Origin of the sequence: Marisediminitalea alba, assembly GCF_002993365.1 — a bacterium.
GTDB classification, from domain to species: Bacteria; Pseudomonadota; Gammaproteobacteria; order Enterobacterales; family Alteromonadaceae; genus Alteromonas; species Alteromonas alba.
Genome location: NZ_PVNP01000198.1, coordinates 125,554 through 138,273, shown reverse-complemented (window position 1 = coordinate 138,273; position 12,720 = coordinate 125,554). Strand labels below are relative to the sequence as shown.

Below are 12,720 nucleotides of genomic sequence, written 5' to 3'. Positions count from 1 at the left end.
TAAATAATAAGACGAGAATAAAACAGTACCCATGAGCGACGAAATTACCATTAACCAAGACGGTGTCGAACAGCTCCCCATTCGACGATTTACTGAAGACGCTTATCTGAATTACTCCATGTATGTCATCATGGACCGTGCCTTACCCAATATTGGTGATGGCCTCAAACCCGTACAGCGGCGGATTATTTATGCGATGTCCGATCTGGGCCTGAGCTCCACGGCAAAGTACAAAAAGTCAGCCCGTACCGTGGGTGATGTACTGGGTAAATTCCACCCCCATGGTGATTCTGCGTGTTACGAAGCCATGGTCCTCATGGCTCAGCCTTTTTCCTATCGCTATCCGTTGGTCGACGGCCAGGGCAATTGGGGAGCGCCAGACGATCCTAAGTCATTTGCTGCTATGCGTTATACCGAGGCGCGGCTGTCTAAATTCAGTGAAGTACTGTTGTCAGAACTGGGCCAGGGAACCGTTGACTGGATCCCTAACTTTGACGGCACGCTTAACGAGCCGCAGGTGCTGCCAGCACGATTACCGCATATCCTGCTTAACGGGGTAACCGGTATTGCCGTGGGGATGGCCACCGATATTCCGCCGCACAATGTGCGTGAAGTCGCTAATGCCTGTGCCAGATTACTGGATAACAGCAAATCCGAGCTACATGAATTACTTGAGGATATTCAGGGTCCTGACTATCCCACCGATGCCGAAATTATTACCCCGCGCAGTGATATTCGTAAGCTCTACGAAACCGGGCGCGGCAGCATTAAGATGCGCGCTAAGTATCATGAAGAAAATGGCGATGTGGTTATTACTGCACTGCCGCATCAGTCTTCGGGTGCGAAAATTCTGGAACAGATTGCCGGCCAGATGCAGGCCAAAAAGTTACCCATGGTCAGCGATTTGCGCGATGAATCAGATCATGAAAATCCCACCCGGCTGGTGGTTGTGCCACGGTCTAACCGGGTCGATACCGAACAATTGATGCAGCATCTGTTTGCCACCACCGATCTGGAAAAAAGTTACCGGGTTAACCTGAATATGATTGGCCTGGATGGCCGGCCGCAGGTCAAGGATTTGCGGGCTATCCTGAGTGAATGGCTGGTATTCAGAAAAGATACTGTCACTCGTCGATTACAATTCCGTCTGGATAAAGTACTGGCTCGCCTGCATATTCTTGAAGGTTTAATGATTGCCTTTTTGAATATTGATGAGGTAATTGAAATTATCCGCTTCCACGATGAACCCAAAGCGGAGTTAATGCGCCGCTTTAGTCTGAGTGACAAACAGGCCGAAGCCATTCTCGAATTAAAACTGCGCCACCTTGCCAAGCTCGAAGAAATGAAAATTCGGGGTGAGCAGGAAGAGCTGGAAAAAGAACGCGACCATCTGCAGCAGTTACTTGGCTCCGATCGCCGTTTAAAAACACTGATTAAGAAAGAGATTCTCCAGGATGCTGAAATCTACGGTGATGACCGCCGTTCTCCTATTGTTGAGCGAGCGGAAGCTAAGGCTCTGAGCGAGAAAGAACTGGTGCCCAGTGAAGCCGTTACTGTAGTGCTTTCTGAAAAAGGCTGGGCACGGTGCGCTAAAGGGCACGATATTGATGCTGAGGCCTTAAGTTATAAGTCAGGCGATAAGTACCTTGCCAGTGCGCAGGGGCGCAGTAATCAGCCAGTGGTATTTCTCGACACCTCCGGGCGGGCATTCTCCTGTGATGCGCATGGCTTGCCATCGGCCCGAAGTCAGGGTGAGCCTCTGACCGGTCGCTTCAGTGTGGTGGCCGGGGAGCAGTTTAGCCATGTAGTGATGGGCGCAGATGACGGAAAGTACCTGATGGCCTCCGACGCTGGCTACGGTTTCGTTGGCACCTTTGCTGATATGATCAGTAAAAACAAAGCAGGTAAAGCCTATCTTAACCTGCCGACTGGTGCCAAAGTGCTCGCCCCGCAGCGAGTGGATAACCTGGCAACTGACTGGTGCATGGCTATTTCAAACGAAGGTCGTATGTTGCTGTTTCCATTACGGGATTTGCCGAGCCTGGGTAAAGGTAAGGGGAACAAGCTTATCAGTATCCCATCGGCCAAAGCGCAAACCCACGAAGAGTATGTCAAAGTGCTTGCGGTCGTTCCTGAAGGTGCGGCAGTTAAAATTACTGCGGGCAAACGAAGTATGACCCTGAGCGCGGACGATCTGGCGCACTACCAGGGCGAGCGCGGTCGTCGCGGTAATAAGCTCCCCCGCGGGTTACAGCGCGTTGACCAGGTCGACATCGAAATTTAACTGTTATTTAGCGCCCTCGCTTCACAGGGCGCACACATTTCTGTAAAACGTCCCCCCAGTGCTATCACCTTTAGTCTAAAAATCCTGTTTTAGCGGGCAATTTGTGTGTACTTTCAGCCACTTCTTCTACACTTAATACCAATTGCCATAGGATTTAGGGAAAGTTGCTATGCTTGGAATTGTGTTCACGTCATTGGTGGAAATGCTCGAGGACAATATCTCACCTGAGTTTGCCGACGAAGTGTTGGTTAAGGCAAACCTGGAGAATGACGGTGCTTTTACCGCGGTGGGTTATTATCACTTTCAGTGAGCTGCGAAAAATTATGGTGGTGCTGGTCAATAAGACCGGCCGGCCACTGAACGATTTATTGTACGATTATGGCGAGTACCTGTTCACGGTGTTATCGGCAGGTCATGCCGAGATGATGGCCAACCGACAGTCGGTGCTGGAGATCCTCGATTGCCTGGATGATGATATCCATGTGCAGGCCAGGAAGTTGTACCCTGACGCTGACCTGCCTTCGTTTAAGGTACTGGAACGTACTCCCGACACAATTAAGATGGAATATCATTCCATGCACGACCTTTATGCCCTGGCTGAGGGGCTTATTGATGGCACAGCAGCGAATTTCTCGCAACGGGTTGAGCATCATGTGACGCCAACCGAAGTACCGCACACTTATCATATAGACGTTAAATTGCTTGCATCGTGAATGATATCTCACCCCTGCAGCCAGTGTTGCCAGTCTGACCCGACGACTGGAACGGGAAAAGGCGGCCAGAAAACAAGCCGAAACTCTGCTCACAGAAAAGAGTAGGGCCCTTTATGATGCGCTGACCACAAGTCGTAGCGACCAGGAAAAGCTTGAACTGGCGCTATGGGCCAGTCAGGAGAGCTATTTTGAGTGGCATGCAGAGGAAGATGCTTTCATCATCCGTTCCTTCGGCTTACGCCACAAGCAACTGCGAGAGGTTAAACAAAATGCCATCGCGCTGATGCGTAGGGTGCATGCAGATGATTTACCCCAGGCACAGCTAAGCTGGTCTATGGCGGTTAATGGTGAAAGCGACGATATTGAACTGATTTGCCGGATCCGTGGGGTGGGTGGTTACCAATAGACCCGCGCCCGAGGCAAGGTGCTGGAAAGAGGGTAAACCGGTACCGCCACCTACATCGTCGGAATGGCTAAGGATAAAACCCGGGAACATCGCGCCGAGCAATCCTTTCAGCTTATGGCTTCCGCTTTTTCCAGCTCCCGCGAACCTATGCTGGTGTTGTCTACCAGTCTGCAAATAACGGAATCTAACAAGGCTTTCAGGCGATTAGCCAGGCTCGGTGATACTGAGACTGTCGAAAAGTTGCGGCTGGATTGTTTTCTAAGTGATGCTCAGGAACCGCTGGAGCGAATTAATCAGAGTCGGCAGGAAAGGTTTGAAACCGAACTCACTACCCGGGATGGTGAGGCTATTGCGGTTGACGTTTCACTGGCGGTATTTGAAGCCAGGCACCAGAGTTCATCTTACTTAATTGCCACCTTGCGGGATATCAGTGAACGCAAGAAAAACGAACAACAGCTACGCGTGCTGGCCAATCACGACGATCTCACCGGCTTGAAGAATCGCTTAGGCTTGCGTAGCGCGCTGGAAGAGCTGGTGGATGAGCAACAACATTTTGTATTGTCTTTCATTGACCTGGACGGCTTTAAACAAATCAATGATATTGCCGGTCATGAGCTCGGCGATGAGTGTCTGCAGATTGTTGCCCGCCTGTTGAGTAGTGCCTTTCCTGCCTCGGCGATTGTTACCCGCTGGGGTGGCGACGAATTTATTATCGTCAGTCCCGGGATCTTCATTCCACTGGCTGAGCAACACGGTCTGGATATGGATATCGGGCTGGTGGCCCTGGAGTCTGCCTGTGAATATATCAGCATGCTGGAAACCGAGCGCATCAGCCTGCCACTGTCGGTGAACATCAGTGCTAATCAGTTGTTAAGTGAATCTTTTGCTGAAGATGCCGCTGCTATTTGTGCAGAACATTTTGTGTCGCCCGAGCTGGTGGAGATCGAAATTACTGAGTCTATTTTCATTCAGGATGAAGCGGCGGCAATTAGAGGGCTGGCGGCTTTGAAATCCCATGGATTTATTCTCGCGCTGGATGATTTCGGCTCCGGCTTTTCGTCGCTTAGTTATTTGCGCAAGTTTGACTTTGATGTGATAAAGCTCGATCGCAGTCTGGTAAAGGGGATAGATGGTTCTGAGCGGGCGCGTGCGCTGTTAAATGGGATTTATAAAATGCTCGACAGCTTGCGCCTGGAGGTCATTATTGAAGGGGTGGATAATTCTGCTTATTTGCCATTACTGGAAAATATAGGCATAAATGTTTATCAGGGCTTCCTGTTTGAAAAACCGCTGCCTTATGATCAGTTTATATTAAAGCATACCCAGGGCTGGCGCATGGTTAAGTAAACACGGTCGGGACAATAATACCCGACCGTGCTATACAAGATTAACGCGCGTTAGTGCTTTCGAAAATCTTATCTGCAGACGCTTCAACAAAACCCTGATATAGCTTGCCATCCGGCATAGTGTAGCGCTGGGCAAACTCATAAAAGCAACTAGGGATATTCAGACTGCCATCGCTGAACGCCCGGTTGTATTCATCAGCCATAGTCGATGACTGCGCCAGGTAGACAGACTCACCACCTTTGATTTCGCCGCCTGAAGTGTTAAGCACAAAACCGGCTTCTTTCAGCAGGGTGTTTACATCGGCCAGGGTGTCGATGTTGTTCAGGTGGTTTACGCTCACGGTAAAGTGATTAGCCCTAAAGCCCCAGGCGGCCAGCCAGCCGGCATATTCAGATTCACTGATGAGCGATTGATATTCCTGGGTGGAAAGCTGCCAGTGACGGCCTGAGTAAAGAAAGTTTTCGGCCTCTACTACACTGGCAGGCATTTGTTCTACCAGCGCATGGATAATACGCTGTGTTTCGGCGGAGAACTCATTTACGCGTAGCTCACTTATAAACACTTTAGGCACGGTTGGATCCGGGTGTTCGAAGTGCTGGGCGGTGACTTTTTTCGCTTTAAAGTCGTAGTCGCCCTTCGCTTCGTAACCCAGTGCCAGAAAATGCTCAGCCAGGTGAGAGAGGCGGGTTTTATCCAGCGCAAAGGTACGAAACGCCACATGGTCGTTAACGATTTGCGGGCTGTTTTCCTCACCGGCCAGCAGCTTATGAATGCGCAGCGCACTGGGGGTAATACTAACGTAATCGTTCCAGAGCGCCGAAAACAGGCTATCGGTTGTCTTATGCATAACGAATTTCTGTCCTTATTCTAATTCTAATCCAGGGCTCAGAGTGCCGGGTAAAGTCACTTTATCCAGCTCAACTGAGGCAACCGGGTATGCGCAGTAGTCTGCCGCGTAGTAGGCACTGGCGCGATGATTACCACTTTCACCAATACCACCAAAGGGAGCGGCACTGCTGGCGCCGGTAATTGGACGGTTCCAGTTTACAATCCCGGCCCGGATGTGAGTAAAGAAATGCTGGTAATCCGCTTCGCTGTCGCTTAACAGTCCGGCCGATAGGCCAAAGCGAGTGTTGTTGGCCTGAGCAATAGCGGTATCAAAATCGGTATAGCGAATGATCTTAAGTAACGGACCAAAGTGTTCTTCGTCTTCCATGGTGTCGGCAATAGTGGTTACGTCCACGATGCCCGGTGTCACCAGGCCAGTTTGCTCGTCAAGGTGCTTAAGCGGCTCAAGTGCTGTAGCACCGGCGTCGAGCAGTTGCTGTTGGGCTGCTACCATTCCCTTCGCTGCAGCGGCGCTAATCATAGCGCCCATAAAGGGCTGTGGCTCGGCGTCGTAGTGACCCACCGAAATCTTGCGGGTTGCGTTAACAAGGGCATCCACTAACGCATCACCAGCGGCAGTAGCCGGGATAAACAGGCGACGGGCACAGGTGCAACGCTGTCCTGAGGTGACAAACGCAGACTGGATAATGTCATGCACGGCGGCCTTAGTATCGGTTACTTCGGTAACGATGAGCGGATTGTTGCCACCCATTTCCAACGCCAGGATTTTACCCGGATGGCCAGCAAACTGTTCATGTAGGATTTTCCCGGTGCGCGAGCTGCCGGTAAAGAACAGGCCATCGATTTGCGGATGTGAAGCCAGCGCTTTGCCGGTTTCCACCTCACCCTGAATCAGGTTAAGCACGCCTGCCGGAATACCTGCCTGCTCCCATAGCTTAACGGTTGCTTCAGCAACTGCCGGGGTTAAATCACTGGGTTTAAATACGACGGTGTTACCGGCGATCAGCGCTGGCACGATGTGGCCATTAGGCAGGTGACCCGGGAAGTTATAAGGGCCGAATACCGCCACGACACCGTGGGGCTTATGACGGATGAATGCCTTGCCCACCGGCATTGGGTTTTCTACCGTGCCGGTTCGCTCAAAGTAAGCTTTTTCTGAGATGGCAATTTTGCCAATCATCGCGCCAATTTCAGTGGCGGTTTCCCACAGTGGCTTACCGGTTTCCTGTGCAATCAGCGCTGCCAGTTGTTGCTTGTTTTCGCCCAGCAATTCGGCAAATTTTTTAATCAGTGACAGGCGTTCTTCAACGGTTTTAGCTGACCACTGAGGAAGCGCCGCGCGGGCGGCGTTGAGGGCGCTGTCAACCTGGGTAGCTGAGGCGGCCTGGCCGCGCCAGAAGGTTTGATTTTTGGTCGGGTCGACCGAAGTAATTGGAGAACCTTCTCCGGCAACCCACTGCCCATTAATAAAATGAATGGCTTGTTGCATGATTTCTGTCCTGATGCTGTTGTAATTGTGTATTGATATCAGTTGCGGGGTTTAACGCTCGCGAACCGAATTGAGTCGCCTTCTTCCACGTCTAACGTCGCTGCAGCTTTGTGAGAAAGCACTGCCTGGCCGGTCTGTTCATCAAAACTGACATCGGCAACAACCGCTCTGAAATCGGCGATTTTAGTATTAATGATGTAGCAAAGTTCGCCGTCCTGGGCGGCAGACTGGTCGTCAATATGCACCGTCGCACGGCGGCTACGCTGGGCGGTATTGATGTGACTTAAGCGGGCTTCCACCGTTGGGCCACCATCGAAAATATCGACATAACCGCGGCAACTAAAGCCTTCTTCCTGCAGTAAACGAAGAGCTGGTTCGGTTTTCTGGTGAACCTTACCAATGACGTTCTGGGCTTCCTGGCTGAGCAGATTGACGTAAATCGGATATTTCGGCATAAGCTCGGCAATGAAAACCTTATTACCAATGCCGGTCATGTAATCTGCGGTGGGGAAGTCCATGGAGAAGAAATGCTCCTCGAGCCACTCCCAGAATGGCGAGCGGCCATTTTCGTCGCTGACACCGCGCATTTCGGCAATCACGATTTCGGCGAAACGCTCGCGGTGCTCTTCCATAAACAAAAAACGTACTTTGGATAAGAACCGGCCGTTCACGCCCTTGCGGGCATTTTCCCGCAAGAACAGCGTGCAGATTTCGCTGACGCCGGTGTAGTCGTTACAGAAAGTTAGGATCTCAACCGTGTTATGGATATTGAGTTCACGGGACGCGTGTACCACCTTACCCAGATGGTAGTGGTAAAAAGCATCGTCAGTGCCTACCGCGGCTTCGATACCCGTTGTACCGACGACTTCGCCGGTAACGATATCTTCCATAACGAACAGGTAGGATTCATTGCCAGGCGCAGACACATCGCGACTGAACGCTTCCAGTGACTTGCCGATTTTGCGCTTGAGCAGGCCTTCGTTGACCGGCAGCGACGTAAAGCCGATGCCGGATTCTTCTGCTACTGCATACAGGGCGTCATAATCACTCGATCGAATAGGGCGAATAATGTACATGAGCAATTCCCGGTTAACTAGCGTGCCGCTACCACACTCGCAATAGCACGTTCAAAACGAGTCAGACCTTCGGCAATGTCTTCGTCCGGAATAATCAGAGACGGAGCAAAACGAACAACGTTAGCGCCGGCTACCAGACACATTAGTTGTTGCTCGGCAGACGCGTCGAGGAATTTACGTGATTCGCCCTTGAAGTCGTCGTTTAATGCACAACCCAGCAGCAACCCTTTACCACGAATTTCAGCAAACACTTTGTGCTTGGCATTGATGGTTTCCAGGGTGTCACGGAACAGTTGTTCTTTTTGCTTAACGCCGTTCAGTACAACCGGATCGTTAACAATATCAAAAGTACGCTCGGCCACGGCACAGGCTAACGGGTTACCACCGTAGGTGCTGCCGTGAGTACCAGGCTTAAGGTGTTGGGCAATTGCGGTGGTGGTGAGCATAGCACCTACCGGGAAACCGCCGCCAAGGGCTTTGGCTGTGGTCAGGATATCCGGCACTACGTCCAGACCCATGTATGCATACAGGTGGCCGGTACGGCCTACGCCTGATTGGACTTCATCGAAAATCAGCAGTGCGTTGTGCTTGTCGCACAGTTCACGAACACCCTTTACAAAGGCTGGATCCGGCGAAATGATACCGCCTTCACCCTGCAGCGGCTCCATCATTACCGCGCAGGTTTCATCAGAAATCAGCGCTTCAAATGCTGCCAGGTCGTTGTAATCGCAGTGCTCAACCGCACCTGGTTTTGGTCCGAAGCCATCAGAATAAGCTGGCTGGCCGCCTACTGTTACGGTGAAGAAAGTACGGCCGTGGAAGCCCTGGGTGAAAGCGATGATTTTTTGTTTGTGCTCACCAAATTGTTCGAGGGCGAAACGACGAGCCAGTTTCAGAGCGGCTTCGTTAGCTTCTGCGCCTGAGTTAGCGAAATAAACGCGCTCAGCAAAGGTATAGTCAGTGAGCTTTTTGGCCAGTCGTAATGCCGGCTCATTAGTGAAAACGTTACTCAGGTGCCATAACTTCTGACCCTGCTCAGTTAAGGCATTAACCAGCTCCGGGTGACAATGGCCCAGTGCATTTACGGCAATACCGCCGGCGAAATCAATAAACTCGTTACCTGCCTGATCCCAAACTCGCGAGCCCAGACCACGTACCGGGACCATTTTGGCCGGGTTGTAGTTAGGAACCATGACTTGATCAAACATTTCGCGGGTTACCTGCATTTTTTCACCTCTAACTGTTAGTTATCGTCATAAACCCGCGTCTTTCAGGCTGGCGAATTTATGGCTTCAATTCATTTTTAAGCGCTCCAGTATGCCACCTTAAATGGCTGTTGTCTTGTCTATTACCTTTCTTCAAAGGCAGTAAAATCAAGGGGTCTGGCACTTATTGCATAAAATGTGAATAACTATCCATATATGTGAATATGCGGCCGTCGGGGCAAAAATATCGGCGGATTCTGCGCCATGCTGGCTATAGTGAGGTTTTTGCCTGTAAAACAGGCTTTACGGCTGAATGATTATGAATCGGTTGAAAAAGCGCATTTTTGGTCTTCATAACGGCTTATTCGCCGCTGTTTTGTTCATAGATCGGTCAGTATGGGGAGCTGATGAAGGGTCTGGCTATGCAGTTTTTGCAGCAAATCGGACTCAATAGCACAGCCCGCGATGAATTTGTCATTTTCGTCATCGAGGAACAGGTTATTGTCTTTTAACATGCGGTATTTGGCGTAATAACGGGCCTGTTGCAATACTTGTGTGAGCGGATCAGCATCCTCTGGTAATACGTCCTGCAACACCTGTTGCATGGCGCTGGTATATCCAACGCGCTTAAAGACCATGTATTCAAACAAATGCAGGGCTGCTTTGTCACTGTGTTCATCAATTAAAGGCAGTAAGCGTTTTGGGTCTGGTACCAGTTGAACCAGCGCCGAGTGCAGATTGCGTAATTTGGCTTTTTGCGCATGGCGTAAAAAGTCCAGGTGCACCTGTTCAAACAGGCGAAAATAAAGCTTGATAATAGCACTTCTACCCAGCTGGCTAAAAAGAGCCAGGGTGTAAGCCTCAAAGGGGTTTACCTTATGGCTTTTAGCAATGGCTTCGGCGGTTCTGGCGCATATAAGGCTGTATTCCCAGACCTTGTGCTTTATTTGCGGAAACGGATCGCTTATTAACGGCAAGGTCTGTTTGTAAATGAGGGCCGGAATGACCCGTTTTACGTTGTCGATACCAATGAAACTCAGAGCGGTTTTTAGGGTATCTACGGCAATCACATCACCGCGGGCATCGCGGCGTCGGTATTGCGGTTGGTTTACCTGTTTAAGCAGCTCATCGACCAGCCAGGGAATATTGACTGCGATGGCTTCAACCTTGCTGATGGTGGCCGATGGTGTGGCAAGTAAGTCTATCAGGTTGGTAGTATGTTCTGACCAGTTCAGCAGGTTTTCACATACATCCTGGGTGTCGGCCAGTGTCTGTAGCAGCTTTTTGTCGATAACCGAGTGCAGTTGCTGGTTAATTTGCTGTACATAATTGGCCTGGATCTTCGCCGTTTCCAGTTTGCTTTTAATGGCGTCTTTTTCAACTTTAAGCAACTGACGGCGGGTAAAGCTTTGCTCGGACTCGGCGTAACTCACTTCACCAGGTGCACGACGGCCAACCATCGCTTTGGCAAGCTCAGGTGCCAGCAATAAATAGTTAAATCGTTTAGCAAAAGCTGGTGGGGTCAGTAACCGCTCTACCATTGAAGTCCCGCTCTATCCATGTAATACCCGAACCTTATCTGTTTTGCAATGCTAAGGCTAGGACATGTTTGTGTTTGTTCAGGCAATCAGACCGTTTAAATAACCAGTGCCTTACATCGCATTATTCAGTGTAACGGACTGACCGTTGAATTCTGATACACAATTGATATCGGCATCAGGCGAGACAACCTTAGCCAGTAGCAAAAAGTTTAGCAGAACCTGATGGCCATATTCGGTGAGTAGCGACTCCGGGTGATACTGAACACCCCATACCGGCAGGTCTTTGTGTTTCACAGCCATAATTTCAGGTGTCTCGCCGTCATCGCTCCAGGCTATTACCTGCAGGCAGTCGGGGATAGAAGCCGGATCGATAACCAGAGAATGGTAGCGGGTGACCACAAACTGTTGCGGGATATTAGTAAACAGCCTGTCGCCGTAGTGTTTAACGCCGGAGAGCTTACCATGGCGAACCTGCAGGGCATTGGTTACTGTCGCGCCAAATACCTGACCGATGGCCTGATGACCAAGACACACGCCCATGATTGGGATGATTCCGGCAAACTGACGGATTACTTCCAGACTGACGCCGGATTCATTGGGTGTGCAGGGGCCTGGCGAGATGACAATTGCCTGAATGCTTGCCGGATCAATATCGGCCACTGTAATAGCATCGTTACGAACTACCTGCAGTTCACAACCCAGCTCCTGAAAATATCTGGCCAGGTTGTGACTAAAGGAATCGTAATTGTCGATCAGTAGTATCAAGGTTTAATCGACTGCTCAGGGCTTAGCGATAAATCCCAGCGCCTCGTAAGTGGCCTTGAGCGTAGCGGCCGCACGTACCTGGGCTTTCTCGGCGCCCTGGCGCATTACTTCATCCAGATAGGCCCGGTCGGCACGCAGCTCATTGTAACGCTGTTGTAGTGGTTCAATCAGCGCAACCACTGCATCAGCCACATCTGACTTTAAATGGCCGTACATTTTATCTTCGTAAGCGGGTACCAGCTCGTCTACTGTTTTGCCGGTAGCCAGCGATAATAACGTCAGCAGGTTGGTCACGCCTGGTTTTTCCGCCCAGTCAAAATAGATGCGCGCCTGCTCGTCAGAATCGGTGACAGCGCGTTTGATCTTCTTGGCCACCTTCTTAGGTTCTTCCAGCAAGCCGATAAAGTTGTTCGGGTTGGTGTCTGATTTAGACATCTTTTTATCCGGCTCCTGCAAGCTCATGATGCGGGCACCGAATTCAGGAATATAAGGCTCCGGAATGAGGAAAGTGTCGCCGTAAATGTTGTTGAAGCGGGTGGCGATATCGCGGGTAAGCTCCAGGTGTTGTTTCTGGTCTTCACCTACCGGCACTTCATTAGCCTGATAAAGCAGGATATCGGCGGCTTGTAAAACCGGATAGCTGTACAGGCCTACATTAATATTACTGGCATTGCGGGCCGACTTGTCCTTGAACTGGGTCATGCGGTTCAGTTCACCCATTTGGGTAAAGCAGTTTAGTACCCATGAAAGCTGCGCGTGCTCAGGCACATGAGACTGCAAAAACAGCGTACTCCTGGTTGGGTCGATACCACAGGCCAGATACAACGCCAGACCATCCAGACAAGCTTCTTTGAGTTTGGCCGGGTCCTGACGAACCGTTATGGCATGCAAATCCACAATCATATACAGACAGTCGTGTGTTTCCTGCATGGAGACCCACTGCTTCAGCGCACCCATGTAGTTACCCAGGGTAAGCTGTCCGGATGGCTGACAGCCGCTTAATACGATTGGTTTTGCGCTCATTACTTATTTACCTATTCACACT

Annotated in this window: 12 protein-coding genes; 5 read left to right on the top strand and 7 right to left on the bottom strand. The window is 50.6% G+C overall.

The window, feature by feature from the left end:
• Positions 1-31 precede the first annotated feature (31 nt).
• From parC to C6Y40_RS20345, 5 genes are all read left to right on the top strand, one after another.
• The gene (gene parC / locus C6Y40_RS20355; RefSeq protein WP_105936231.1) at positions 32-2,284 is read left to right on the top strand and encodes a DNA topoisomerase IV subunit A; all 2,253 of its coding nucleotides are present in this window, start codon (positions 32-34) and stop codon (positions 2,282-2,284) included.
• A gap of 169 nt (positions 2,285-2,453) precedes the next feature.
• Positions 2,454-2,594 (top strand): hypothetical protein, encoded by a 141-nt coding sequence (locus C6Y40_RS25300; RefSeq protein WP_240622038.1) that lies wholly within the window; start codon positions 2,454-2,456, stop codon positions 2,592-2,594.
• Positions 2,557-2,997, top strand: a complete 441-nt coding sequence (locus C6Y40_RS20350) for a heme NO-binding domain-containing protein (RefSeq protein ID WP_240622037.1) — start codon at positions 2,557-2,559, stop codon at positions 2,995-2,997. The genes C6Y40_RS25300 and C6Y40_RS20350 overlap by 38 nt, the downstream gene beginning before the upstream one ends.
• A gap of 283 nt (positions 2,998-3,280) precedes the next feature.
• Positions 3,281-3,403 (top strand): hypothetical protein, encoded by a 123-nt coding sequence (locus tag C6Y40_RS25445; RefSeq protein WP_276309527.1) that lies wholly within the window; start codon positions 3,281-3,283, stop codon positions 3,401-3,403.
• 63 nt (positions 3,404-3,466) lie between these two features.
• Positions 3,467-4,750, top strand: a complete 1,284-nt coding sequence (locus C6Y40_RS20345) for an EAL domain-containing protein (protein ID WP_240622036.1) — start codon at positions 3,467-3,469, stop codon at positions 4,748-4,750.
• A gap of 40 nt (positions 4,751-4,790) precedes the next feature.
• Here C6Y40_RS20345 and C6Y40_RS20340 read toward each other — a convergent pair whose 3' ends face one another.
• The 7 genes from C6Y40_RS20340 to trpS all read right to left on the bottom strand — a co-directional run bounded on the left by C6Y40_RS20340 (position 4,791) and on the right by trpS (position 12,698).
• Positions 4,791-5,597: a DUF1338 domain-containing protein gene (locus C6Y40_RS20340; protein WP_105936230.1), complete on the bottom strand. Its 807-nt coding sequence runs from the start codon at positions 5,595-5,597 to the stop codon at positions 4,791-4,793.
• 15 nt (positions 5,598-5,612) lie between these two features.
• Positions 5,613-7,088: a succinylglutamate-semialdehyde dehydrogenase gene (astD, locus tag C6Y40_RS20335; RefSeq protein WP_105936229.1), complete on the bottom strand. Its 1,476-nt coding sequence runs from the start codon at positions 7,086-7,088 to the stop codon at positions 5,613-5,615.
• Between the two features lie 38 nt (positions 7,089-7,126).
• Positions 7,127-8,164 (bottom strand): arginine N-succinyltransferase, encoded by a 1,038-nt coding sequence (gene astA / locus C6Y40_RS20330; RefSeq protein ID WP_105936228.1) that lies wholly within the window; start codon positions 8,162-8,164, stop codon positions 7,127-7,129.
• A gap of 17 nt (positions 8,165-8,181) precedes the next feature.
• A complete protein-coding gene (locus tag C6Y40_RS20325; protein WP_105936227.1) occupies positions 8,182-9,390 on the bottom strand; it encodes an aspartate aminotransferase family protein in 1,209 nt (402 codons plus the stop codon).
• 359 nt (positions 9,391-9,749) lie between these two features.
• Positions 9,750-10,910 carry an HDOD domain-containing protein gene (locus tag C6Y40_RS20320; RefSeq protein ID WP_105936226.1) on the bottom strand — a complete coding sequence of 387 codons (1,161 nt, stop codon included), beginning with the start codon at positions 10,908-10,910 and terminating at the stop codon, positions 9,750-9,752.
• A 111-nt stretch (positions 10,911-11,021) separates the two neighbouring features.
• The gene (locus C6Y40_RS20315) at positions 11,022-11,675 is read right to left on the bottom strand and encodes an anthranilate synthase component II (protein WP_170308548.1); all 654 of its coding nucleotides are present in this window, start codon (positions 11,673-11,675) and stop codon (positions 11,022-11,024) included.
• A 15-nt stretch (positions 11,676-11,690) separates the two neighbouring features.
• The gene (gene trpS, locus C6Y40_RS20310; protein WP_105936225.1) at positions 11,691-12,698 is read right to left on the bottom strand and encodes a tryptophan--tRNA ligase; all 1,008 of its coding nucleotides are present in this window, start codon (positions 12,696-12,698) and stop codon (positions 11,691-11,693) included.
• Positions 12,699-12,720: the final 22 nt, after the last annotated feature.